Here is a 23,026-nt window from a genome sequence, read left to right as displayed (position 1 = left end):
ATGCCGACCGCATGCTGCAGCTGGTCACCGCGGCGGAAGATATTTTTCTGGCGAAAGGTTACCATACGGCGACAATGAGCGACGTCGCCAAAGCCGCCGGCATGTCGAAAAAGACCGTCTACACGATGATCGACTCCAAGGCGGAGCTGTTCGGCGCCCTGCTCACGCATCGGCACTCTCTGCTGAATTTTCCCGAACCGCACAGCGACTGGACGATTCACGAGCTGCTGACGGCGAATCTTATGGCCCTTGCCCGCTTCCTGCTCTCGCCCGGGCAAATCGCCATCCTGCGGCTGATCATGGCGGAGTATACGCACAGTCCTGATCTCGGCCGGGTGTTTCACCGCAACCGCGTAAGCAAAGCCAAAAGCCAGCTGGAATCCTGCCTCACCGACATCGCGGTTCAGCATGGCTGCCCTGCCGAGCAGGCCAAGGAGATGGCAGCCATGCTGTTCGGCATGGCAATCGGCGAATTTCACCTCGGCGTGCTGATCGGCTTCCGCGCCCCGCCCACCCGGCAAGCGCTGGAAAAACGCGTGCGCCAGGCGGTGGATATTTTTGTTGCCGGATGCGGGGCCGTGAAGGCCCAGAAAAACTAAGAAAGAAAGTAGCCGCTTTTTGAAAAAAGCGGCGCAAAAACTTTTTTATGCTGGGCCTGAGGCTGTGTCGCCGACAACGCCCATGACCCTGCATAACAAAGTTTTTTTGCTACTTTTTGTTCACAAAGAGTAGCGCCTCCTTCCTTTCTTTCCGTCTAACCGCCCGTCACCGACATATGCCGCGCCACGGCGGGGCGCGCATGGCGGCGGTCGATCACGAAATCGTGGCCTTTCGGCTTGCGCGCGATCGCCTCGGTGATGGCCGCGTCCAAGGCCGTGTCATCGGCGGCGGCCCGCAGCGGGGTGCGCAGATCCGCCGCGTCGTCCTGGCCCAGGCACATATACAGCGTGCCGGTGCAGGTCAGGCGCACGCGGTTGCAGCTCTCGCAGAAATTATGCGTCAGCGGCGTGATGAAGCCGAGACGCTGCCCGGTCTCGGCGATCGACATATAGCGTGCCGGCCCGCCGGTGACGTAACTGCTCTCGCTTAAGCTCCAGCGCCGGCCGAGTCTCGCCCGCACCACCGAAAGCGGCAGATATTGCGCGGTGCGGTCCTCATCCACCTCGCCCATCGGCATCGTCTCGATCAGGCAGAGATCGAAGCCATGCAGGCCGCACCATTCGATCATGCGGTCGAACTCATCCTCGTTCACGCCTTTCAGCGCCACGGCGTTGATCTTCACCTTGAGCCCGGCATCCTTCGCCGCCATCAGCCCATCCAGCACCTGCGGCAACCGGCCCCAGCGCGTGATGGCGGCGAATTTCTGCTCATCCAGCGTGTCGAGGCTGACATTGATGCGCTTCACGCCGGCCCGCACGAGATCGCCGGCATATTTGCCGAGCTGGCTGCCATTGGTCGTCAGAGTCAGCTCTTCCAGCCCATTGCCGATCTCGCCGCCCAGGCTGTTGATCAACTGCATGATGTTTCGCCGCACCAGCGGCTCGCCGCCGGTCAGGCGCAGCTTCTTCACGCCGCGGCGAATGAAGGCGCGGCATAGCCGGTCGAGCTCTTCCAGCGTCAGCAAATCCGATTTCGGCAGGAAGACCATGTCCTCGGCCATGCAGTACACGCACCGAAAATCGCAGCGGTCAGTCACCGAAACGCGGAGATAAGAAATCGTGCGGCCAAAAGGGTCAATCATGGCGCTATTACGGAGTCTTCCGGTCCCGTTGCAAGATACGAAGCAATCGGATTTTCGAAGGCAGGCCCGCGAAAACAAAAGTTTTAAACTCTATTATTCATACACCTCTGCGCTTTCCAACGCCACCACGCCGGTATCGATCACGACCTTGCCTTCATTCTCGAACATCACCGTCACGCGCCGGCCGATGGCGCTCTGCACCTGGCCCAGTCCCCATTCCGGCTTGTGCGGATGGCGGACATAGTGCCCCGGCTCGAACTCAGATCTCTGCATAGCCGCACTCCTTCATCCGCTCCCGCATATGGGGCGGCACCGGGGCGGTGGCAAAAATGTCGGGCTGCTTCAGCCGAATTGCGCGGGCCAGCAGATGCAGCCGCCCGGCGCCGCCGCCATACACCGCATCGCCCAGGATCGGATGGCCGATCGCGGCGGCATGGGCGCGGATCTGATGCGTCCGGCCGGTTTTCGGCGCGAATTCCAGCCAGGCGATTCCAGCCCCCTGCCCCCGCACCCGCCACGCCGTGACCGCCCGCGGGGCGCTTTGGTCCGGCGCCATTTTCCAGGCCCGGCCCGTGGTCACTTTGCCGAGCGGCAGTTCGACCACGCCTTCCTGCGCCACTGGCACGCCTTGCACCACCGCCCAATAGGTCTTCTGCGCCTCCCCCGCGGCAAAGCAGGCTTGCGCTTCCAGGAGCGCGGTCTTTTTCAACGCGATCACAAGGCATCCGGCAGTGTCCTGGTCCAGCCGGTGCGCCGCCCAGGGGCCGGCCTTGCCGCGCCGCCAGAGCGGGAAAAAATCCTCCACGCTGGAGCCGCCGGCGCGGCCGGGATGCACCGGCAACCCGGCCGGCTTGTCGACCACCAGACAGCGCGCATCGCCAAACAGCAAGGCTGGCACGGCCGCGCTCACCCGCGCAGACGCTCCGGAATCTTGAAGCCGAGCCGGCGCGGAATGTCCCATACCTCCCGCACATGCCTCACCTCCTGAAACCCGGCCGCCAGATAATTCGGCAAAGCGCGGGGATGGTCGGCGGTGCAGGTGTTCAACGTCATGCCGTGCAGACCCGGCGTCCGCAGGAACACCGCGTCAATCGCCGCATCGAGCAGCAATTTGCCAAGCCCGTGGCCGATCTCCTCGGGCACCAGGCCGAAATAATTGAGATTCACATCCGGCCAATGACTGGCATCGGTCTCGAAAAAGCCGCGCACCGCGCCATCCTTGCGCAGCACATGGACCCGCACCGCCGGGTTCGCCAGATGCTGGCGCAGCAGTTCATCGGGCATCATCCGGCGCAGCCACCAGAGCCAGGGCGTGCCGACGGCGTCGTAGATCTGCCGGTAGGTCTTCGTATCCAGCCTCTCCACCCGCAGGATGAAACCCGGCGGCAGCACCGTGAACGGCCGCGCCGGGCGCCGGTTCATGCGCAAAAACGTCACCCGCACCACAACCCGGTCGACAACCTCATCCGGCAGCGCGCGGGTGTAGTCCAGCATCTCAGTCGTCCAGGAAGCTGCGCAGCTTGCGGCTCCGCGACGGGTGCTTCAGCTTGCGCAGGGCCTTGGCTTCGATCTGGCGGATACGCTCGCGGGTCACGTTGAATTGCTGGCCGACCTCTTCGAGCGTGTGGTCGGTGTTCATACCGATGCCGAAGCGCATGCGCAGCACGCGCTCCTCGCGCGGCGTGAGCGATGACAGCACCCGCGTCGCCGCCTCGCGCAAATTGGCCTGCACCGCGGCGTCGAGCGGAATGATTGCGCCCTTGTCCTCGATGAAATCGCCGAGATGGCTGTCTTCCTCATCGCCGATCGGCGTCTCCAGCGAGATCGGCTCCTTGGCGATTTTCAGCACCTTGCGCACTTTTTCCAGCGGCATGCCGAGCTTGTCGGCCAGCTCTTCCGGGGTCGGCTCGCGGCCGATCTCGTGCAGCATCTGCCGCGAGGTGCGCACCAGCTTGTTGATCGTCTCGATCATATGCACGGGGATGCGGATGGTGCGCGCCTGGTCGGCGATCGAGCGGGTGATCGCCTGGCGGATCCACCAGGTGGCATAGGTCGAGAATTTGTAGCCGCGGCGATATTCGAATTTATCGACCGCCTTCATCAGGCCGATATTGCCTTCCTGGATCAGGTCCAGGAATTGCAGGCCGCGATTGGTGTATTTTTTCGCAATCGAGATCACCAGCCGCAGATTGGCCTCGATCATCTCCTTCTTGGCACGGGTGGAATCCCGCTCGCCGCGCGACACGGTGGTATAGACGCGGCGGAATTCCTCGATCGGCAGCCCGCCCTCGGAAGCGACCTTGCCGATCTGCGCCCGCAGCTCATTCACCTGCGGCGTGAATTTCTTCGCGAATTCCTTCCAGCTCTTGCCCGGCAGCTCGGCGATATCGTGCATCCAGTTCGGGTCCATCTCGCGGCCCCGGTAATGCTGCAGAAACTCCTCGCGGGTGACCTTGGCGCTCTCGGCGAGGCGCAAAATCTGCCCTTCCAGCCCGTTCAGGCGCTGGTTCAGCACCTTGAGCTGCGCCACCAGCTCCTCGATGCGGTTATTATGCAGCCGCACCTGCTCGACCTTGGCCACCAGCTCGTCGCGCAGCTTCTCATACGTCTTTTCCGAGCGCGAATTGACGTCGCCACCGGCGGTCAGGTTGTCGAGCCGCTTCTGCTGCAGCTTCGCCAGCTTGTCATAGAGTTTTTCGATTTCCTCGAAATGGGTGAAAATCTCCGGCTTGAGCTTTTCCTCCAAAGCCGCCAGCGACATGCCGGCGCCCTCGACGTCCTCGTCCTCGTCCATATCCTCGCTGGCTTCGAACGCCTCCGCGGCGCCGGGCTCGCTGCCGGCTTCCATGGCTTCGAGGTCGATCACGTCGCGCAGCAGCACACGGCCGTTATTAAGCGCCTCATGCCAGGCGATGATGGCGCGGAAGGTCAGCGGGCTTTCGCAGAGGCCGCGGATCATCATGTCCCGCCCGGCCTCGATGCGCTTGGCGATGGCGATCTCGCCCTCGCGCGAGAGCAATTCCACCGTGCCCATTTCGCGCAGATACATGCGCACCGGGTCGTCGGTGCGGCTGACCGCGCTGTCGGACACGTTGCCGGCCGGCCCCTCTTCGTCGTCGGCCGGCTCTTCCTTGACCAGGGAGGCGGCTTCCGGGTCCTCGCCTTCCTCGCTTTCCACCACCTGGATGCCCATTTCCGAGAGCATCGCCATGATGTCCTCGATCTGCTCCGAGGAATTCTGTTCAGCCGGCAAAACCGCGTTCAGCTCATCGAACGTGATGTAGCCGCGCTCCTTGCCTTTGGCGATCAGGCGTTTAACCGCGGCGGACTGGGTGTCCAGCACGTTTGCGTCGACCTCGACTTCCTGTGCGGGCTGTTCTGGGGTGGCGGCGGGCTTCGTTGCCATGGTCAGGCGGTACTCCGGGGAATTCGAAACGGGGTGTTTATTTGAAGGAAGCAGAAATAGGCAAGAAGCGGGGCCGATTGTCGTCAGCCATCCACCGCTCCGTGCTCCCCCGCCATGGCCTGGCGGAGCAGCTCGTTATATTTCACGAGCCGCGCCCAGGCGGCGGGATCGTCCTGATGTGCCGACCAATAATGCTGTTGCTCATCGCGCTGGCTGCGCAACATGTCGATGCTGAAATCCATCAAAATGTACCAACTCCACCAGGTTCGCGCGATCTCGGCCGGGCTCGCCGCGGGATCGAGGCGGTGCTCCGCGGCGGCGGCCACCAGGAGCTGCCTTGCCTCGTCGGCAAGCCCAAGGCTCCCCAAGTGGGTGAACAGCCTGTCCGTGTCAAGGGTTTTTGGACCGCTTGCAAAACCACTCACCACGTCGCGCAGCCGCGCATAGGCGTCCGGCAGGGCGACGCGGGCGAACGCCTCCTCCACCTCGGGGATCAGAACCGGGTGCAGGAGCAAAATCGCCAGCAACTGGCGGGCGCGGCGCAGATTGGCCTCCGCCCCATCCGGGAGAGGGGCGCGCACGAAGGCGGGGCTTTTGCTTGGTTTCGCGCCCTTGCCGGCTTTGCCGCCGCGTTCGGCGAAAAACCGGTCGAGCAGCAGCGACCGATACTCCCCGGCCAGCCCCTTGTCCGGGATACGGCCGGCGGTTTCCACCAAACGCTGGCGAAACGCCGCGCGTGCCTCCGGCGTGGCGCGGCTGGCCCCCTCGGCCAGCATGTCATAGAGTGCCGAGGACAGGGGTTCCGCCGCGTCCAGCCGGGCCCTGAACGAAGCCGCCCCCTCGCGTTTCACCAGACTGTCCGGGTCGTCCTTTTCCGGCAGGCGCAAGAATCGCAGCGTCCGGTCCGGCGCCAGCCCCGTGAGCGCCAGGTCCACGGTTTTCAACGCCGCGCGGCGCCCGGCGGCATCGGCGTCGAAACAGATCACCGGGCTGGGCGTCAGCCGCCAGATCTCGTCGAGATGGTCCTCGGTCAGCGCCGTGCCGAGCGGTGCCACCGCGCCGCGAAACCCCGCCTGGACCAGGGCGATCGCGTCCATATACCCTTCCACGACGATCAGGGGCTCGCCCTTGCGCACCGCCTCGCGGGCGACATGCAGATTATAGAGCGAGCGGCGCTTGGAAAACGCCGCCGTCTCCGGGCCGTTCACATATTTGGGCTGGCCGTCACCCAGCAGCCGGCCGCCGAAGCTGATCTTGCCGCCGCGCCGGTCGGCGATGGGAAACATCACGCGGCCGAAAAACATGTCCACCGGGGCGCGCTCGCTTTGCTTCATCAGCCCGGCCTCCACGAGCTGCTCGGGCTTGATGTTCCGGCCCCGCAAGGCGGCCGCCAGCGCGCCGCGCCCCTCGCCTGACCAGCCCAAGCCGAACGCCCGGATCGTCATGTCCGTCAGGCCGCGCCCACGCAGATAGTCCAGCGCCGGCCTGCCCTCCGGCGCCCAGAGCCAGTCCTGGTAGACCTCGCCGGCCGCTTCCAGCACGTCAGTGATGCCGGCGCGGCGCTGCTCGGCCTGCGCCGCCTGCGGGCTGGCCTTGGGCACCTCCAGCCCGGCTTCCTGGGCCAGTGTCTCCACCGCCTCCATGAAGCCGGCGCCGCCCGTCTTCATCACGAAACTGATGACATCGCCATGCTCGCCGCAGCCGAAGCAATGGTAATGGTCGTCATAAACATAAAAAGACGGAGTCTTCTCCCCATGGAACGGGCAGCAGCCCTTGGTCTCCCGCCCCGAGCGGACGAGCTTGACGGAGCGGCCGATCACCGCGGCGATCGGCGTTCGCGCCCGCAACTCATCGAGGAAATTCGGCGGGAGAGCCATGCGGTCAGCTAGAGCGATATGGCTTGAAATCGAATCGCGAAGCGGTTCGATTGAGCCATGCGATCGCTCGCAGGAAAAAGCTTGGAGCGTGATTGACCCAAAGTCATCATGCTCCGAGCGCCGCCTTCACCGCGGCGGAGGCCACCGCCATGTCGAGCGCCGCGCCGTGCTTGGCCTTCAGCGCGCCGATGACCTTGCCCATGTCTTTCGCGCCGGTGGCGCCGGACGCCGCGACCGCCTCGGTAATCGCCGCCTGGAGCGCGCCGCCGCTCAGCGTATGCGGCAAAAACTCCTCAATCACCGCGATCTCCGCCTCTTCCTTGGCGGCCAGCTCCTCGCGCCCGCCCTGGCGGTACAGGGTTACCGAATCGCGGCGCGATTTGATCATTGAGCGCAGCATGGCGAAAATTTCCTCATCCGGCACGGCCTCGACGCCCTTCGGCCGGGCGGCGATGTCGGTATCCTTCAGCTTCGCCTGGATCATGCGCAGGGCGGAGGTCCGCTCGGCGTCGCGCGCCAGCATGGCGGATTTCACGGCGGCGGTGATGGTTTCACGCAAACTCAATTTTCTGCTCCTCAAAGAACTGCGATAAGACAACGATACGGCGGCAAGCAAGCGGCCGCTTTTTGAAAAAAAGCGGCGCAAAAACTTTTATTATGCTGGGCCTCAGGCTGCGTCAGCGCCAACGCCCCTGGCCCAGCATAAATAAAGTTTTTTTGCTTCTTTTTGTTCACAAAAAGAAGCCTTCCCCTTCCTTTGCCAACCACGCCCGGAAAAAATTTCCAGCACCATCAAAAACGATTGAAGCCGGATAATTCTTCCCGTAAACTGTTTTTATGTCCATTTCCATCGCCGATATTCTGCTCCGTCTCGGCGGCAACGACGCCGCCGCCGCCCTGACCGGGGTCTCGCCCGAAGCCGTCCGCAAATGGCGGAGCGGCAACGCCATTCCTTCCCGTCATTGGCCCGCCATTATGGCAGCAACCGGGCTGACCATGGAAGAGTTGAATGGCACGTCCGCGCAGACGGAAACGCCACCGGGCGCCACCGCCTGCCTGGTGCTGGGCGATGGCAGCGTGTTCTGGGGGCGCGGCTTCGGCGCGCACGGCACCAGCCTGGCGGCCGAGCTCTGCTTCAGCACCGGCATGACCGGCTATCAGGAAACGCTGACCGACCCGTCCTTCGCCGGCCAGATCATCACCTTCACCTTCCCGCATATCGGCAATGTCGGCACCAACGCGGACGATTCCGAGGCGACGAATATTTTCGCGCGCGGGCTGGTCATCAAAGAGGACATCACCGCGCCCTCGAATTACCGTTCGACCGCGCCACTGCAGGACTGGCTACAAAAAATGGGCATCCCCGGCATCGTCGGAATCGATACCCGCGCGTTGACCCTGCGCATCCGTGATCTCGGCGCGCCGAACGCGGTGCTGTGCTATCCCGCGGACGGCAAGTTCGACCTCGCCGCGCTGGCGCAGACCGCCGCCGCCTGGCCCGGGCTCGACGGCATGGATCTGGCCGCCGAAGTCTCCTGCACGCAATCCTATGAATGGACCGGCGGCACCTGGAGCTGGGAGCATGGCTTTGCCCAGCCGGAAACGAAACGCACGGTGGTCGCGGTGGATTACGGCGCCAAGCGCAATATCCTGCGCTCGCTCGCCTCGGCCGGCTGCCGCGTCATCGTCGTGCCCGCCAATGCCACGGCGAGTGATATTCTACGCCACAAGCCCGACGGCGTGTTCCTCTCCAATGGCCCCGGCGACCCGGCGGCGACGGCGGCTTACGCCGTGCCGGCGATTCAGGGCGTGATGCAGGAAGGCGTGCCGATTTTCGGCATCTGCCTCGGTCACCAGCTGCTCGCCCATGCGCTCGGCGCCAAGACCTACAAGCTCGAGCGCGGCCATCGCGGGGCCAACCAGCCGGTCAAGGACCTCGCCACCGGCAAAGTGGAGATCACCTCGCAGAATCACGGTTTCGCCGTGGACGAAAAGAGCTTGCCCGAGGGCGTGGAGGTCACGCATGTCTCGCTGTTCGACGGCTCCAACGAAGGCATCGCCTGCCAGGCCAAGCGCGTCTTCTCGGTGCAGTACCATCCCGAAGCAAGCCCGGGGCCGAGCGATTCCAGCTATTTGTTCAAGCGTTTCGTTGAGATGATCGGATAAAAGATAGCGTCTTTAGCTGTGTATAGCGATTTTTTGCTATATATCACTAAAGCCCCTATATGTACCGCATGGACCCCGTACGCAACCCCTTCGCGCCAGGCGCCGGCACGCCCCCGCCAGAGTTGAGCGGCCGGTGGGAATTGGTCGAGCAGGCGCGCATCGCGCTCGACCGGCTGAAGCTGGGCCGCCCGGCCAAAGGCCTCGTTGCCGTCGGGCTGCGCGGCGTCGGCAAGACGGTGTTGCTGAACGAGTTCCGCCTGATGGCGCAGGATCGGCAATATTTTTGCATCAGCCTGGAGGCGCATGAGGATAAGAGCCTGCCGCAACTGCTCGTCCCTGCCTTGCGCCGCCTGCTGCTGGATCTGGACCGGCTCGGCGCGCTTTCGGAACATGCCAAGCGTGCCTTGCGCATCTTCAAAAGCTTCATGGCCAGCCTGCGCGTAAAATATGGCGACGCCGAGCTTACTTTGGATGTCGACCCGGAAGCCGGCATCGCGGATAGCGGCGACCTGGAAGTCGACCTGCCGGACCTCTTCGCCGCCATCGGCAAAGCGGCGCAGGACCGGCAGCGGCACGTCGTGCTGCTGATCGATGAGCTGCAATATCTCAGCGAAGCCGAAATGAGCGCGCTCATCATGTCCGTGCATCGCATGGCGCAGCTCGGCCTGCCGATCATGATGTTCGGGGCCGGCCTGCCGCAGGTCACCGCCCTCATGGGGCGCTCGAAATCCTATGCCGAGCGGCTCTTCGACTTTCCCCAGGTCGGCGCGCTGACAGCCTCCGACAGCATCGACGCCATCCAGAAGCCGATCAAATCGGAAGGCGAAGAGATTGAGCCGGCCGCATTGAACGAGATTCTGCTCTGGACGCAGGGTTATCCGTTTTTCCTGCAGGAATGGGGCTATCAGACCTGGAATTCCGCCAGCGCCTCGCCGATCGCCAAAGCCGATGTGGAAATCGCGACCCAAAAAGCCTTGCACAGGCTGGATGAAGGTTTTTTCAAGGTTCGTTTCGAACGCCTCACCCCGCGCGAGCGCGACTATGCGCGCGCCATGGCCGGCTTGCCCGGCACGGGCCCGTACCGCTCGGCGGAAATCGCGTCGGCGCTTGGCGTGACATCCCAATCGATCGCGCCGACTCGCAACAATCTCATCGCCAAGGGCATGGTCTATGCCCCCGCCCATGGCGATACCGCCTTTACCGTTCCGTTGTTTGAACAATATCTGCGCCGTGTCCGGCCTGACTGACGAGAGAGCACCATGCCCAAACGCACTGACATCAAGAGCATCATGATCATCGGCGCCGGGCCGATCGTCATCGGCCAGGCCTGCGAGTTCGACTATTCCGGCGCCCAGGCCTGCAAGGCGCTACGCGAGGAAGGCTACCGCGTCATTCTCGTCAATTCCAACCCGGCGACGATCATGACCGACCCGTCGCTCGCCGACGCCACCTATATCGAGCCGATCACGCCGGAGATGGTCGAGAAGATCATCATCCGCGAGAAGCCGGACGCGCTGCTCCCCACCATGGGCGGGCAAACGGCGCTGAACACGGCGATGACTCTGGCCAAGTCCGGCGTGCTGGAGCGGCTCGGCGTGGAGCTGATCGGCGCCAAGGCCGATGTCATCGACCGCGCGGAAGACCGCCTGAAATTCCGCGACGCCATGGCGGAAATCGGCATCGCCGGCCCGCGCAGTGCGATCGCGCATAACCGCGAAGAGGCGGCCGCGGCGCTGGAGCTGGTGGGCCTGCCGGCGGTGATCCGCCCGTCCTTCACCCTTGGCGGCACCGGCGGCGGCATCGCCTATAACCGCGAGGAATTTTTCGAGATCTGCGCCGGCGGCATCGAGGCCTCGCCCACCGATGAAATCCTCGTGGAAGAATCCGTGGCCGGCTGGAAGGAATACGAGATGGAGGTGGTCCGCGACAGCGCGGATAACTGCATCATCATCTGCTCCATCGAGAACATCGACCCGATGGGCGTGCATACCGGGGATTCCGTGACCGTCGCGCCGGCGCTGACGCTGACCGACAAGGAATACCAGATCCTCCGCGACGCCTCCATCGCCTGCCTGCGCCGCATCGGCGTGGATACCGGCGGCTCCAACGTGCAGTTCGGCATCAACCCGGCCGACGGCCGCATGGTGGTGATCGAGATGAATCCGCGCGTGTCGCGCTCTTCGGCGCTGGCCTCGAAGGCCACCGGCTTCCCGATCGCCAAGGTCGCGGCGAAGCTCGCCGTCGGTTACACGCTCGATGAACTGCGCAACGACATCACCAAGGGCACCCCGGCGAGCTTCGAGCCGACGATCGATTATGTGGTGATCAAGATCCCGCGCTTCACCTTCGAGAAATTCCCCGGCACCCCGGCGCTGCTTTCCACCTCGATGAAATCTGTCGGCGAAGCGATGGCGATCGGCCGCAATTTCGCCGAGGCCCTGCAAAAGGGCTTGCGCTCACTGGAAACCGGGCTCTCCGGCCTCGACGAGATCCCTGCTCCGGGCGACGGCACCCAGGATGCCTTCAAGGCCGCGCTCTCCACCCCGCGCCCGGACCGGTTGCTGGTGGCCGCGCAAGCGCTGCGCGCCGGCATTTCGGTGGAGGAAATTTTTTCCGCCTGCAAATTCGACCCCTGGTACCTGCGGCAGATGCAGACGATCATCGATGCCGAGACCGAGGTTAAAAAGAACGGCCTGCCGCGCGACGCGCTGTCGTTCCGCCGCCTGAAAGCCCTGGGATTCGCCGACAAGCGGCTGGCCGCGCTGACCGGCCAAAAGGAAGCCGCCGTCACCGCGGCGCGGCTCAAGCTCGGCGTCACGCCTGTCTATAAGCGCATCGACACCTCGGCCGGCGAGTTCGCCTCCACGACCTCCTACATGTATGGCAGCTTCGAGGGCGGTTACGGCGCGCCGGTGTGCGAATCCCAGCCGACCGACCGCAAGAAGATCGTCATTCTCGGCGGCGGCCCGAATCGCATCGGCCAGGGCATCGAGTTCGATTATTGCTGCGTGCACGCCTCCTACGCGCTGCGCGAGGCCGGGTTCGAGACCATCATGGTCAACTGCAACCCGGAGACCGTTTCCACCGATTACGACACGTCGGACCGGCTCTATTTCGAGCCGCTGTTCGCCGAGGACGTGATTTCACTGATCCGCACCGAGCAGCAGAACGGCACGCTGCTCGGCTGCATCGTGCAATATGGCGGGCAGACCCCGCTGAAGCTCAGCCAGGCGCTCGAAGAGGCCGGCATTCCCATCCTCGGCACGACCGCCGACGCGATCGACCTCGCGGAAGACCGCGAGCGCTTCCAGGCCCTGCTGCAGAAACTCGGCCTGCGCCAGCCGGAGAACGGTATTGCCCGCTCCACCGAGCAGGCCGAGGCGGTCGCCGAGCGCATCGGCTACCCGGTCGTCATCCGCCCCTCCTACGTACTGGGCGGGCGCGCCATGGAGATCGTGTATGACCGCGCCGGGCTGGCCCGCTACATGCGCGAGGCCGTGCGCGTGTCCGGCGAAAACCCGGTCCTGATCGACGGCTATCTGAACGAGGCCTCCGAGGTCGACGTGGACTGCATCGCCGACGGCGAAACCGTGTATGTCGCCGGGGTGATGGAGCATATCGAGGAAGCCGGCATTCACTCCGGGGATTCCGCCTGCTCGATCCCGCCTTATTCGCTCTCCCCGGCCATCGTCGAGGAACTGCGTGCGCAGACCGCCGCCATGGCGAAAGCCATCGGCGTGGTCGGGCTGATGAACGTGCAGTATGCGATCCAAAATGACGAGATCTATGTGCTCGAGGTGAATCCCCGCGCCTCGCGCACCGTGCCGTTCGTCGCCAAGGCGACCGGCGTGCCGGTGGCGAAAATCGGCGCTCTGGTCATGGCCGGGCAGAAATTGTCGAGCTTCAAGCTCGATGATGCGCTGACCACACGCCACGTGGCGGTGAAGGAAGCGGTGTTCCCCTTCGCCCGCTTCCCCAATGTCGACACGATCCTCGGGCCGGAGATGAAATCCACCGGCGAAGTGATGGGGCTGGACACCAATTTTGCCCGCGCCTTCGCCAAGGCGCAGCTCGGCGCCGGCGTGTCGCTGCCGCGGTCCGGCACGGTGTTCCTGTCGGTGCGGGATTCCGACAAATCCGCGATCGTGCCGGTGGCGCGGCGCCTGGCGGAGCTCGGCTTCTCGATCATGGCCACCTCCGGCACCGCCAGGCACATCGCCGCCGCCGGCATCCCGGTGAAGAAGGTGAACAAGGTGCTGGAAGGGCGGCCGCATTGCGTGGATGCGATCCGCTCCGGCGACATCCAGCTGGTGATCAACACCGCGCGCGGCCCGCAATCGGTGGCGGACAGCTACGACATCCGCCGCTCCGCTTTGACCCATGGCGTGCCGAACTTCACCACAATTTCGGCGGCACGGGCCGTGGCGCACGCCATTTCTGCCTTAATTTCAGGCAGCCTTGAAGTTGCGCCGCTTCAGTCGTACTTTGCGCAACCGTTCTAAGCTCAACACCGGCGCTCTCACGGGGCGCCGGTGGGGGCTATTACATCAACCCCAACCCCGTCAGGGTTTTCCCTGAGGAGATACTGTGCAGAAATTTCCGATGACCGCGTCCGGCCTTGCCTCGCTCGAGGAAGAGCTGCGCACTCTCAAGGCCCAGGAGCGTCCGGCGATCATCCGCGCCATCGCGGAGGCACGCAGCCATGGCGACCTGTCCGAGAATGCGGAATACCATGCCGCGCGTGAGCGCCAGTCCTTCGTGGAAGGCCGCATCGCCGAACTGGAAGAAATCATCTCCGCCGCCGAAGTCATCGACCCGGCTAGCCTGTCCGGCGACACCGTGAAATTCGGCGCGACGATTCACCTGATCGACGAGGATACCGAGCTGGAGGTCTGCTATCAGATCGTCGGCATGCATGAGGCCGACATCAAGCAGTCGCGCCTGTCGATCACCTCCCCGCTGGCCAAGGCGCTGATCGCCAAGCGCGTCGGCGACACGGTGGCCGTGCCGGCGCCGGGCGGCGACCGTTCCTATGAAATCCTGAAAATCACGTACGGCTGAGCCGCCTCAGGACATCAGGAAGGAAGCACTACTTTTTGTGAACAAAAAGTAGCAAAAAAACTTTGTTTACGCTGGGTCATGGGTGTTGGCGCCGACACGGTCTCAGGCCCAGCATAACAAAAGTTTTTACGCCGCTTTTTTCAAAAAGCGGCCGCTTCCTTCCTTTCGTGTGAATTCGTCTGCTCCCCTCATGCTCTAGGCTAAGCTCCATGACCCAACCTCACAGCCCGGAAGCCGCCTTGCTCAGCCTGGCCGACATCGAGGCCGCGGCGCAGCGGATCGAGGGGCGCATCCTGCGCTCGCCCTTCTTGCGCTCCGATGCGCTCTCCCGCCTCACCGGCGCGGAAATCTACCTGAAATACGACCATTTGCAGGCCACCGGGGCGTTCAAGGAGCGCGGCGCCGCGAACCGCATCGCCTTGCTGAGCGCCGCCGAGCGCGAGGCCGGGATCATCGCCATGTCCGCCGGCAACCATGCCCAGGCGGTGGCGCGCCACGCCGCTCTGGCCGGCATCAGCGCCACCATCGTCATGCCGAAGCATACGCCGGCCACCAAGGTCACCCGCACCTCCGCCTGGGGGGCGAAAGTGGTGCTGCATGGCGAGACCCTGGCCGAGGCCGCCGCCCACGCGCATGAGCTGGCCCGGCGCGACGGGCTGTTCTTTCTGCACCCTTATGACGATCTCGGCGTCATGGCTGGCCAGGCCACGATGGCGCTGGAGATGCTCCAGGACGTGCCGGACCTGGACATGATGGTGGTCGCCGCCGGTGGCGGCGGACTGATCTCGGGCTGCGCCACCGTGGCGCGCGCGCTGCGGCCCGACCTCGAAATCTTCGGCGTCGAGGTGGAAAACTACGCCGCCTTCGCCAAGGCCCTGGCCGGCAAGCCGATCGAGGTCGGCGGCCCGACCGTCGCCGAGGGCATCGCCGTGCGCGATATCGGCCAGAAGCCGCTCAGCGTGCTGCGGGCGCTGAATGTCGAAATCCTGGTGGTCACCGAACACGACATCGAAGGCGCCATTGCCGCCCTGGTGGAGAACGCCAAGCAGGTGGCCGAGGGCGCCGGCGCCGCCGGCCTCGCCGCCGTGCTCGCCTTCCCCGATCGGTTCCGCGGCAAGAAAATCGGCATCCCGATCTGCGGCGCCAACATCGATTCCCGCATTCTCGCCAACACGCTGATGCGCACGCTGCTGCGCGATGGCCGCATCATGCGCGTGGTGCTGGAAATGCCGGACCGGCCGGGCATGCTGGCGGAAGTCGCCGCCCGCATCGGGGCGCGCGGCGGCAACATCATCGAGGTCGCGCATCACCGCCTGTTCTCGTCCCCCTCGGTGCAGGATGCCGAACTCGAAGTGATGATCGAAGCCCGCGACGCCGCCCACGGCGCGGCCATCGAGGCTTCGCTTGCCGAACTGTTCGTGCTGCGTAGGCTGTAAAGCAAGTAAGCAGCCGCTTTTTGAAAAAAGCGGCGCAAAAACTTTTGGTTACGCTGGGTCATGGGCGACGAAACCAGCACGGCCCAAACTAATAAAAAACTACTTTTTGTTCACAAAAAGTAGCGCTTTCTGGCCTTATTGCGCCTTGGCGTAACTGCTCGCCCCGAACCAGTCGACCACCACCACCGGCTCGTTGCCCACCACCCAGGCATCGTGCCCCCTGGGCAGCGAGGTGATGTCGCCGGGCCCGGCGATGAATTCCGTGCCGTCATCCATCCGGATCGCGAGCCGGCCGCTCACATGATACTGGAAATGCGGCGCCTCGCAGCTTTTGGTGTGCACGATCGGCTTCACGTCCTTCGACCAGCGCCACCCCGGCTCGAAGGTCATGCGGCCGATCTTGGTGCCGCCGATCTCGAGGATTTCCGCGTGCCCGTGAGGAAATTCCCGGCGCTCCTCAGAGTGGGCGAAGGATTTGTGTTCGGTCTTCTGGTCCTGGTCTTTCTGGTGTTTGTGATCAGCCATGGCATGGTCCTCCGCGGTTGCATCAGCGCCCCCGAGAAACGCACCACAACCCCCTGTTATTTCTTGTTTTTCGATGCCAAAATGCTTTGGAAGATGCGCTCTCGGCAGGCCGTGTCGCAACAGCGACGGGCCGAAAGCTTACGCCCCGGCAGGGGGCGCAAGCAAGTTTCGTGAACGGTCGTGCCGCGCTTTTGAGCGTCGCCTCAGGCTCGAGAGAGATAAGGTAGAGGGCGATTCAGACTTTAAGCCGAACCATAAAATGGTTCGGCTTAAAGTCGTCGCGCTCTAGGCCTTCAGCCGCTCCGCGAACAGCTTGCGCAGCTTCGCGACCTTGGGTGCAATGACCGCCTGGCAATAGCCGGCGAACGGGTTGCGGGCGAAATATTGGTCATGCTCCGGCTCGGCCCGCCAGAAGGCCGGCGCCGGCTGAACTTCCGTGACGATCTTGTGCCCCCAGACCCCGGCTTTATCGAATTCCGCGATCACCGCCCGCGCCGCCTTTTCCTGGTCCGGATTGGTGTAGAAAATGACCGAACGATATTGCGTGCCGATATCCGCCCCCTGGCGGTTCGGGGTTGTGGGGTCATGGATGGTGAAGAACACCCGCAACAGATCCTCATAGGAGATCACCGCCGGGTCGAAGGTGACCTCCACCACTTCGGCATGGCCGGTCGTCCCTGAACAGACCTGCCTGTAGGTCGGGTTTTCGCTGTTGCCGCCGGCATAGCCCGACTGCACGGCGCTCACGCCCCGAAGCTCGCTGAACGCCGCCTCGGTGCACCAGAAGCAGCCACCGCCCAAAATCGCCGTCTCCGTCATGATGTCGCTCCTTTCTCAATGCCGCCCAGTTCACAAAGCTGGGTCCAATGCTCCGCGCTCACCGGCGCCACGGAGAGCCGGGAGAGCCGCACCAGCGCGAGGCTGCTGAAGCGCGGATCGGCCTTGATCTCGGCGAGCGGGACCGGCCGCGGCACAGGGCGCACAGCCTGCATGTCCACGCACACCCAGTCTCCCGACTCGGCGGTAGGATCGGGGTAGGCTTCGCGTGCCACGCGCACGATGCCGACAATTTCCCGGCCGATGTTCGAGTGATAGAAGAAGGCGAGATCGCCTTTTCTCATCGCCTTGAGATTATTTTTTGCGCTGTGATTGCGCACCCCGGTCCAAGGCTCCACGCCATTTTTCACCTGTTCATCCCAGGAAAACGCGTCGGGTTCGGACTTGATCAGCCAATAATTTGTCATGCCACGAACTTAATGCCTTACCGCATGGCTTCAAATCCCACCATCCATACCATATCATCCAGATTATGAAGGATACTGCGCTGCTTGCCGCCCGCGTCGGCAAAACCGGATCCTGGCTTCACCGTTTCGCCAATCCGGGACGCTTCCTCCGCTTGGTGCAACCGGCTTTGCCATGGCTCGCGGTCCTGTCGCTCGTCGTCACCGTTACCGGCATCGTCTGGGGCTATGAATTCGCGCCGGCGGATTGGCAGCAGGGCGCCGCATCGCGCATCATGTATGTGCATGTTCCCGCCGCCTGGGTCTCGATGGCGGGCTACGCCACGCTGGCGGTCTGCTCGTTCTTCTCCATCGTGTGGCGGCATCCGCTGGCGGATCTCGCGGCGGAGGAGATCGGCCCGGTCGGCGCCGGCTTCACCTTCGTGTGCCTGGTCTCCGGCTCGCTCTGGGGCAAGCCCGAATGGGGCGCCTACTGGGTGTGGGACGCACGGCTCACCTCGGTGCTGATCCTGTTCTTTCTCTATCTCGGCCATATCGCGCTGATCCGCGCGTTCGATAATCCGGCTCATGGCCACCGCGCCGCCGCCATCCTGGCGCTGGTCGGCGCCATCAACCTGCCGATCATCGTGTTCTCGGTGCAATGGTGGAACACGCTGCATCAGGGCAACAGCATCTCCTTCGGCAGCGGCTCGAAGATCTACATCACGATGCTCTACCCGCTGATCATCTCCTCGCTCGGCTTCTATCTCTGTTTTGTCACCATCGTCGGCGCGCGGATTTGCGCTGCTATCATGGAGCGGCGCGCACGCGGCCTGCTGCTCGCCGCGGCGGAGCGCAACTCATGAACCTCGCCCCCTTCATCGACGGCAGTTACGGCGTTACGGTGCTGTTCCTGGCCGGCATCGGCGCCCTCACCTTCGCCCGCTACCGCCGCGCCCTGCGCCGGCTGCGCGCGGTGGAAACCCGCTGATGCAGGCGCGCAAAAAACGCCGCCTCTATCTGGTTCTCACCTGCGGCCTGTGCCTGTGTGCCGCGACCGGGCTGATGCTCGCCGCCTTCTCGTCCACCCTCACCTATTTCCTCAGCCCGCGTCAGGTGCTCGCCAAAGACCCGGCGCCCGGCGTGGATTTCCGCCTCGGCGGCATCGTCCAGGTCGGCACGGTGAACACCAAAATCGCCGCGGGCAGCGACGCGCCCACCACCTCGTTTCGGGTGACGGACGGCCAGGCCTCGGTGCCGGTGACCTTCACCGGCGTGCTGCCGGATCTGTTCCGCGAAGGCCAGGGCGTGGTGGCGATCGGCGCCATGACCGCCAACGGCACGTTCGCGGCCAGCGACGTGCTGGCCAAGCACGGTTCCGACTACATGCCCAAGGACGTGGAACAGGCGCTGAAACAGGCCGGCAAATGGAACCCGATCTACGGGCCGCCTCCAGCGGCCTCGAGCTGGAATACAATGCAAGTTAAAAGCACGAGTTCATGATCCCCGAGATCGGACATTTCGCCCTGGCCCTCGCCGTGGCGCTGGCCTTTGCGCAAGGTGTAGTCGGCATTTTCGCCCCCGGCCTGCGTGACCCGCGGGCCATGCGCGCCACCCCGGCTTTGGCGATCAGCCATCTGCTGGCGATCGGTGCCAGCTTGCTGTGCCTGATCTATGCCGGCATCGTCTCCGATTTCACGGTCGAGAATGTCGCGGATTTCTCGTCCAGCGCCGTGCCTCTGCTCTACCGCATCACCGGCACCTGGGGGAACCATGACGGCTCGATCCTGCTCTGGTGCTTCATCCTCTCACTGTGCGGCGGGGTGGTCGCGCTGTTCGGCCATAACCTGCCGGCCTCCCTGCGCGCCCGCGTGCTCGGCGTTCTCGGCCTCGTCTCCGGCGGTTTCCTGCTGTTCACCCTCACCGTCTCCGACCCGCTGGCCCGGCTCTGGCCGCCGCCGCTGCAAGGGGCGGGCATTAACCCGATCCTGCAGGACCCCGGCCTCGCCTTCCACCCCCCGGTGCTTTACGCCGGATATGTCGGCTTTTCGGTCGCCTTCGCCTTTGCTGTCGCAGCACTGATCGAAGGCCGGATCGACGCCGCCTGGGGCCGCTGGGTGCGCCCCTGGGCGCTGCTCTCCTGGATTTTTCTCACCGCCGGCATCACGCTCGGCAGCTGGTGGTCCTATTACACGCTGGGCTGGGGCGGGTTCTGGTTCTGGGACCCGGTGGAAAACGCCGCGTTGCTGCCCTGGCTCACCGGCACGGCGCTGCTGCATTGCGCGATCGTGGTGGAGAAGCGCGAGGCGCTGAAGGCCTGGACGGTGCTGCTGGCCATCGCCACCTTCTCGCTCAGCCTGTCCGGCACTTTCCTGGTCCGCTCCGGAATCCTCAACTCCGTGCATTCCTTCGCCGCCGCGCCGGGCCAGGGCCTGTTCCTGCTGGTGCTGCTGGGGCTGACCATCGGCGGCTCGCTGCTGCTGTTCGCGGTGCGCGCCCCGGTGCTGGCGGCCGCTGGGATCTTCGCGCCGCTCAGCCGCGAAAGCGCCCTGGTGCTCAACAACATCTTCCTCTGCGCCATCGCCGCCGTGGTGTTCGTCGGCACGCTCTATCCGCCCTTCGTCGATCTGTTCTTCGGCATCCAGCTTTCAGTCGGCGCGCCGTTCTTCGACCAGACGGTTTTGCCTCTGACCGCGCCGCTGATTCTCGCCATGGCCGTCGGCCCGCTGCTGCCCTGGAAGCGCGCCGACCTGGCCCCGGCCCTGGCCCGCCTGTGGCTCGCCGCCGGCGTGGCTTTGGTGGTGTTCCTGGTGACCACCGCCGAGCGCCATGTGGTCACCGCGCTCGGCCTGGCCGGCGGCGCCTGGGTGATGCTGGCCGCGCTCACCGACTTCGCGGAGCGGCTGCGCCTGTTCCGCGTGCCGCTCAGCGCCTCTTTCGCCCGGCTGGCGTCCCTGCCCCGCAGTGCGATCGGCGCCGCGCTCGGCCATCTCGGCTTCGGCGTCACCATACTCGGCATTGCCGGCATGACGCTGGCGACCCAGAAGGTCATCGTCATGCAGCCGGGCCAGACCACCGAACTCGGCGGCTACAGCTGGACCCTGGAAGACATCCGCAGCGCGCCCGGCCCGGATTATTCGCAGCGCATCGCCGATGTCACGCTCAGCGCGCACGGCCACCCCTTCCTGACCCTGCACCCCTCGCGGCGCAATTTCGCCGCCCAGGGCACCGTCACCGACGACGCCGCAATCAACACCAACGGGTTCCAGGACATCTACGCGGTGTTCTCTGACGAGCCCGCCGGGGGCGGCGCGGAATTGCGCCTGAACCGCCACCCGCTCGCGCCGGAAATCTGGTTCGGCGGGCTGATCATGGCGCTCGGCGGCGCGCTCTCACTCTCCGACCGGCGCCTGCGCGTCGGCGCCCCGGCGCGCGCCAAGCGCAAAAAGCCGGCTGAGGTGGCGGCCTAGATGGCGATGTCGGCCACAAGGCGGCGCCTGCTGTTCGGCATCCCGCTCGCCCTCGCGGTCGTCGGTGGCGAAGGTTTCTACACCATCCTGCGCCGGATGCAGCGCAACGATTACGACCCGCACGCTCTGCCCTCGCCGCTCATCGGCAAGCGCCCACCGGCTTTTTCGCTGCCCGGCCTGAATGGCGGCCCCGGCTTCAGCAATCTCGATCTTTTGGCGCCGCCCCGGCCGATGCTGGTGAACTGGTTCGCCTCCTGGTGCATTCCCTGCGTGCAGGAAGCGCAGATGCTCGACTGGCTGACGAAAAACGGCCTGACCATCTGGGGCATCAACTATGAGGACAAGGCGGACACCGCCGCGCACTATCTCGCGCAAAACGGCAATCCCTATACCCGCATCGCGACCGACATTTCCGGCCTTACCGCCATCAACTGGGGCGTCTATGGCGTGCCGGAAACCTATCTCATCGACAAAACCGGCATCGTGCGCTGGCGCTATGCCGGACCGCTGACCCCCGATATCGTCAACGGCACGCTGAACAAGCTGCTGCGCCGTTATTCATGAAACGGGTATTGTTATTTCTGCTGGCGTTTCTGCCGGCTTTGGCCCAGGCGCAGATGGTCACGCGCGATGGCGTGACGCTGACCCAGACGCAGGAAACCAGGGCCGAGGCGATCGGCGACCAGCTGCGCTGCCTGGTCTGCCAGAATGAGAGCATCGAAGGCTCCTCCGCCACGCTCGCCAAGCAACTGCGAATCATCATTCGCCAGCACGTTGTGGAAGGCGACAGCAACAAAAGCATCATGCAGTTCATGGTGCAGCGCTACGGCATTTTCGTGCTGCTGAAGCCGCCTTTCACGCCGCTCACCTACCTGCTCTACGCCACGCCGCCCCTCGCCCTGATCATCGGCCTGCTGATCTTCTGGGTAGCAAGACGCATCCGCGTGACGCCCCCCGCCCCTTTGAGCGCAGAAGACGCCAAGCGCCTGGATGAATTGCTGCAATGATTTTTCTCTACATGCTCGGCCTCGCCTTGGTGCTGATTGCGCCCGTGGCGCTCGCGTTTCGCGGCGGCCGCCCGCGCGACCGCCGCGCGGCCGCACTCGCCATTCACCGCGCGCAGCTCGATGAGCTCAGCCACGATTTCGCCGAACAGCGCATCGGCGCACCGGAATTTGCCGCCGCCAAGCTGGAAGTGGAGCGCCGCCTGCTCGCCGCCGACAGCCTCAAAGAACGCCCTTTGGACGGCAACGCACGGCTCCTGCTGATCCTCACCCTCATCGCCATCCCCATCGCCGCCTTCGCGCTCTATCTGCCGGGCAGCACGCCCTATGTTCCCTCCGAACCCCACACGGAGTGGCTGGCCAAGCAACAGAAGGCCGACGCGCAGCTCGACCAGCTCATCGCCCTGCTCCGCACAAGGCTGGCGGCCGAACCGGCCAACACCGCCGACGCCAGCCAGGGCGAGGCCTATCTCGGCGAAGCCCTGGCCGAACGCGCCGGCACCATCACGCCCGAAGCCCTGACGCTGTTCAAACAATCCATCGCCCACGCACCGGCCAACGCCTCCTGGCGGGCGCTTGACGCGCAGCGCATCAGCCAGGTGCAGCAGTAAGACAGACAAGGAAGGGCTACTTTTTGTGAACAAAAAGTAGCAAAAAAACTTTGTTATTTTGGGGTATGGGCGATGGGGGCGGCAACGCCTCACGCCTTGCGCAGAAACTCGGCTTTGAGCATGTAGCTGCCGGCTTCAATCGCGTGGTCACCGCCGCGCACGCGAATGTTCTTGATCTTGGTTCCCACCTTCAGCGTTGTCGAAGAGCCTTTCACCTTAAGGTCCTTGATCACCAGCACCGTGTCGCCATCGGCCAACGCCACGCCATTGGCATCGCGCACCACCTCGTCAGCGCCCCCGGGCGCGGAAATCTCGGCGGGCCATTCATAGCCACAGGTGAGGCAGACATGGTTCGCTCCCTGAAGATGCGTGTCTTCCAAGGTGCATTGCGGGCAGGCAGGGGCGGTAGCGCTCATGAGCGAGGCTTAACGCGGCGGCGTGCGGCGCACAATCGGGCATGCCCATGGGCTTGGGCCGCTTTTGATCGAAAAAACGGCCACTTTCCTCTC

The 23,026-nt window shown here is 64.4% G+C and carries 24 protein-coding genes; 13 read left to right on the top strand and 11 right to left on the bottom strand.

The window, feature by feature from the left end; all coding sequences use genetic code 11:
* Window positions 1-11: 11 nt before the first annotated feature.
* Window positions 12-599, top strand: a complete 588-nt coding sequence (locus VNC39_RS03940; protein WP_325396386.1) for a TetR/AcrR family transcriptional regulator — start codon at window positions 12-14, stop codon at window positions 597-599.
* 155 nt (window positions 600-754) lie between these two features.
* Here VNC39_RS03940 and moaA read toward each other — a convergent pair whose 3' ends face one another.
* From moaA to VNC39_RS03905, 7 genes are all read right to left on the bottom strand, one after another.
* The gene (moaA, locus tag VNC39_RS03935; protein WP_325396384.1) at window positions 755-1,741 is read right to left on the bottom strand and encodes a GTP 3',8-cyclase MoaA; all 987 of its coding nucleotides are present in this window, start codon (window positions 1,739-1,741) and stop codon (window positions 755-757) included.
* Between the two features lie 93 nt (window positions 1,742-1,834).
* Entirely contained in the window at window positions 1,835-2,014 is a 180-nt protein-coding gene (locus VNC39_RS03930; protein ID WP_325396382.1) for a DUF3553 domain-containing protein, read from the bottom strand.
* Window positions 2,001-2,651 carry an RluA family pseudouridine synthase gene (locus tag VNC39_RS03925; RefSeq protein ID WP_325396380.1) on the bottom strand — a complete coding sequence of 217 codons (651 nt, stop codon included), beginning with the start codon at window positions 2,649-2,651 and terminating at the stop codon, window positions 2,001-2,003. The genes VNC39_RS03930 and VNC39_RS03925 overlap by 14 nt, the downstream gene beginning before the upstream one ends.
* Window positions 2,648-3,235 (bottom strand): GNAT family N-acetyltransferase, encoded by a 588-nt coding sequence (locus VNC39_RS03920; protein ID WP_325396378.1) that lies wholly within the window; start codon window positions 3,233-3,235, stop codon window positions 2,648-2,650. The genes VNC39_RS03925 and VNC39_RS03920 overlap by 4 nt, the downstream gene beginning before the upstream one ends.
* Before the next feature lies 1 nt (window position 3,236).
* Complete coding sequence (gene rpoD, locus VNC39_RS03915) at window positions 3,237-5,147, bottom strand: RNA polymerase sigma factor RpoD (protein ID WP_325396376.1); 1,911 nt, start codon at window positions 5,145-5,147, stop codon at window positions 3,237-3,239.
* Window positions 5,148-5,230: 83 nt separating this feature from the next.
* On the bottom strand, window positions 5,231-7,024 hold the full coding sequence (gene dnaG / locus VNC39_RS03910; RefSeq protein ID WP_325396374.1) for a DNA primase: 1,794 nt from the start codon (window positions 7,022-7,024) through the stop codon (window positions 5,231-5,233).
* Window positions 7,025-7,130: 106 nt separating this feature from the next.
* Window positions 7,131-7,589: a GatB/YqeY domain-containing protein gene (locus tag VNC39_RS03905; protein ID WP_325396373.1), complete on the bottom strand. Its 459-nt coding sequence runs from the start codon at window positions 7,587-7,589 to the stop codon at window positions 7,131-7,133.
* Window positions 7,590-7,861: 272 nt separating this feature from the next.
* Between VNC39_RS03905 and carA the strand changes: the two genes are divergently transcribed.
* From carA to VNC39_RS03880, 5 genes are all read left to right on the top strand, one after another.
* On the top strand, window positions 7,862-9,190 hold the full coding sequence (gene carA, locus VNC39_RS03900) for a glutamine-hydrolyzing carbamoyl-phosphate synthase small subunit (protein WP_325396371.1): 1,329 nt from the start codon (window positions 7,862-7,864) through the stop codon (window positions 9,188-9,190).
* 68 nt (window positions 9,191-9,258) lie between these two features.
* Entirely contained in the window at window positions 9,259-10,437 is a 1,179-nt protein-coding gene (locus tag VNC39_RS03895) for an AAA family ATPase (protein WP_325396369.1), read from the top strand.
* Window positions 10,438-10,449: 12 nt separating this feature from the next.
* On the top strand, window positions 10,450-13,692 hold the full coding sequence (gene carB, locus VNC39_RS03890; protein ID WP_325396366.1) for a carbamoyl-phosphate synthase large subunit: 3,243 nt from the start codon (window positions 10,450-10,452) through the stop codon (window positions 13,690-13,692).
* 85 nt (window positions 13,693-13,777) lie between these two features.
* A complete protein-coding gene (greA, locus tag VNC39_RS03885) occupies window positions 13,778-14,251 on the top strand; it encodes a transcription elongation factor GreA (protein WP_325396364.1) in 474 nt (157 codons plus the stop codon).
* 239 nt (window positions 14,252-14,490) lie between these two features.
* Window positions 14,491-15,687, top strand: a complete 1,197-nt coding sequence (locus tag VNC39_RS03880; protein ID WP_325396498.1) for a threonine ammonia-lyase — start codon at window positions 14,491-14,493, stop codon at window positions 15,685-15,687.
* Between the two features lie 135 nt (window positions 15,688-15,822).
* On the opposite strand, the gene VNC39_RS03875 is transcribed toward VNC39_RS03880, so the two are convergent.
* From VNC39_RS03875 to VNC39_RS03865, 3 genes are all read right to left on the bottom strand, one after another.
* The gene (locus VNC39_RS03875; RefSeq protein WP_325396362.1) at window positions 15,823-16,212 is read right to left on the bottom strand and encodes a cupin domain-containing protein; all 390 of its coding nucleotides are present in this window, start codon (window positions 16,210-16,212) and stop codon (window positions 15,823-15,825) included.
* A 285-nt stretch (window positions 16,213-16,497) separates the two neighbouring features.
* Window positions 16,498-17,031, bottom strand: coding sequence for a peptide-methionine (S)-S-oxide reductase MsrA (gene msrA / locus VNC39_RS03870; RefSeq protein WP_325396360.1), 534 nt, complete (start codon window positions 17,029-17,031; stop codon window positions 16,498-16,500).
* Entirely contained in the window at window positions 17,028-17,456 is a 429-nt protein-coding gene (locus VNC39_RS03865; protein ID WP_325396358.1) for an EVE domain-containing protein, read from the bottom strand. Before VNC39_RS03865 ends, msrA begins: the two co-directional genes overlap by 4 nt.
* Window positions 17,457-17,521: 65 nt before the next feature.
* On the opposite strand from VNC39_RS03865, the gene VNC39_RS03860 reads away from it, so the two are divergent.
* From VNC39_RS03860 to ccmI, 7 genes are read left to right on the top strand one after another with little or no spacing between them, the layout of a single operon-like run.
* The gene (locus VNC39_RS03860; RefSeq protein WP_325396356.1) at window positions 17,522-18,298 is read left to right on the top strand and encodes a heme ABC transporter permease; all 777 of its coding nucleotides are present in this window, start codon (window positions 17,522-17,524) and stop codon (window positions 18,296-18,298) included.
* The gene (ccmD, locus tag VNC39_RS03855; protein WP_325396354.1) at window positions 18,295-18,423 is read left to right on the top strand and encodes a heme exporter protein CcmD; all 129 of its coding nucleotides are present in this window, start codon (window positions 18,295-18,297) and stop codon (window positions 18,421-18,423) included. The genes VNC39_RS03860 and ccmD overlap by 4 nt, the downstream gene beginning before the upstream one ends.
* Complete coding sequence (gene ccmE / locus VNC39_RS03850; protein ID WP_325396352.1) at window positions 18,423-18,935, top strand: cytochrome c maturation protein CcmE; 513 nt, start codon at window positions 18,423-18,425, stop codon at window positions 18,933-18,935. The genes ccmD and ccmE overlap by 1 nt, the downstream gene beginning before the upstream one ends.
* Window positions 18,932-20,902: a heme lyase CcmF/NrfE family subunit gene (locus VNC39_RS03845; RefSeq protein ID WP_325396350.1), complete on the top strand. Its 1,971-nt coding sequence runs from the start codon at window positions 18,932-18,934 to the stop codon at window positions 20,900-20,902. Before ccmE ends, VNC39_RS03845 begins: the two co-directional genes overlap by 4 nt.
* Entirely contained in the window at window positions 20,903-21,466 is a 564-nt protein-coding gene (locus tag VNC39_RS03840) for a DsbE family thiol:disulfide interchange protein (protein ID WP_325396348.1), read from the top strand. It begins immediately after the preceding gene.
* Window positions 21,463-21,909, top strand: a complete 447-nt coding sequence (locus tag VNC39_RS03835; protein ID WP_325396346.1) for a cytochrome c-type biogenesis protein — start codon at window positions 21,463-21,465, stop codon at window positions 21,907-21,909. The genes VNC39_RS03840 and VNC39_RS03835 overlap by 4 nt, the downstream gene beginning before the upstream one ends.
* Window positions 21,906-22,517, top strand: coding sequence for a c-type cytochrome biogenesis protein CcmI (gene ccmI / locus VNC39_RS03830; RefSeq protein WP_325396344.1), 612 nt, complete (start codon window positions 21,906-21,908; stop codon window positions 22,515-22,517). Before VNC39_RS03835 ends, ccmI begins: the two co-directional genes overlap by 4 nt.
* Before the next feature lie 89 nt (window positions 22,518-22,606).
* Here ccmI and VNC39_RS03825 read toward each other — a convergent pair whose 3' ends face one another.
* The gene (locus VNC39_RS03825; protein WP_325396342.1) at window positions 22,607-22,933 is read right to left on the bottom strand and encodes a zinc ribbon domain-containing protein YjdM; all 327 of its coding nucleotides are present in this window, start codon (window positions 22,931-22,933) and stop codon (window positions 22,607-22,609) included.
* Window positions 22,934-23,026: the final 93 nt, after the last annotated feature.

It is taken from the genome of Acidocella sp. (genome assembly GCF_035535915.1).
Taxonomy (GTDB): domain Bacteria; phylum Pseudomonadota; class Alphaproteobacteria; order Acetobacterales; family Acetobacteraceae; genus Acidocella.
This window is presented reverse-complemented; position numbering and strand designations above follow the sequence as displayed.

Bases quoted from the DNA above. Each gene is read 5' to 3' on its own strand.
- VNC39_RS03940 (WP_325396386.1), top strand. From the start codon at position 12: ATGCTGCAGCTGGTCACCGCGGCGGAAGATATTTTTCTGGCGAAAGGT.
- moaA (WP_325396384.1), bottom strand. From the start codon at position 1,741: ATGATTGACCCTTTTGGCCGCACGATTTCTTATCTCCGCGTTTCGGTG.
- VNC39_RS03930 (WP_325396382.1), bottom strand. From the start codon at position 2,014: ATGCAGAGATCTGAGTTCGAGCCGGGGCACTATGTCCGCCATCCGCAC.
- VNC39_RS03920 (WP_325396378.1), bottom strand. From the start codon at position 3,235: ATGCTGGACTACACCCGCGCGCTGCCGGATGAGGTTGTCGACCGGGTT.
- rpoD (WP_325396376.1), bottom strand. From the start codon at position 5,147: ATGGCAACGAAGCCCGCCGCCACCCCAGAACAGCCCGCACAGGAAGTC.
- dnaG (WP_325396374.1), bottom strand. From the start codon at position 7,024: ATGGCTCTCCCGCCGAATTTCCTCGATGAGTTGCGGGCGCGAACGCCG.
- carA (WP_325396371.1), top strand. From the start codon at position 7,862: ATGTCCATTTCCATCGCCGATATTCTGCTCCGTCTCGGCGGCAACGAC.
- VNC39_RS03895 (WP_325396369.1), top strand. From the start codon at position 9,259: ATGGACCCCGTACGCAACCCCTTCGCGCCAGGCGCCGGCACGCCCCCG.
- carB (WP_325396366.1), top strand. From the start codon at position 10,450: ATGCCCAAACGCACTGACATCAAGAGCATCATGATCATCGGCGCCGGG.
- VNC39_RS03875 (WP_325396362.1), bottom strand. From the start codon at position 16,212: ATGGCTGATCACAAACACCAGAAAGACCAGGACCAGAAGACCGAACAC.
- msrA (WP_325396360.1), bottom strand. From the start codon at position 17,031: ATGACGGAGACGGCGATTTTGGGCGGTGGCTGCTTCTGGTGCACCGAG.
- VNC39_RS03865 (WP_325396358.1), bottom strand. From the start codon at position 17,456: ATGACAAATTATTGGCTGATCAAGTCCGAACCCGACGCGTTTTCCTGG.
- VNC39_RS03860 (WP_325396356.1), top strand. From the start codon at position 17,522: ATGAAGGATACTGCGCTGCTTGCCGCCCGCGTCGGCAAAACCGGATCC.
- ccmD (WP_325396354.1), top strand. From the start codon at position 18,295: ATGAACCTCGCCCCCTTCATCGACGGCAGTTACGGCGTTACGGTGCTG.
- ccmE (WP_325396352.1), top strand. From the start codon at position 18,423: ATGCAGGCGCGCAAAAAACGCCGCCTCTATCTGGTTCTCACCTGCGGC.
- VNC39_RS03845 (WP_325396350.1), top strand. From the start codon at position 18,932: ATGATCCCCGAGATCGGACATTTCGCCCTGGCCCTCGCCGTGGCGCTG.
- VNC39_RS03840 (WP_325396348.1), top strand. From the start codon at position 20,903: ATGGCGATGTCGGCCACAAGGCGGCGCCTGCTGTTCGGCATCCCGCTC.
- VNC39_RS03835 (WP_325396346.1), top strand. From the start codon at position 21,463: ATGAAACGGGTATTGTTATTTCTGCTGGCGTTTCTGCCGGCTTTGGCC.
- ccmI (WP_325396344.1), top strand. From the start codon at position 21,906: ATGATTTTTCTCTACATGCTCGGCCTCGCCTTGGTGCTGATTGCGCCC.
- VNC39_RS03825 (WP_325396342.1), bottom strand. From the start codon at position 22,933: ATGAGCGCTACCGCCCCTGCCTGCCCGCAATGCACCTTGGAAGACACG.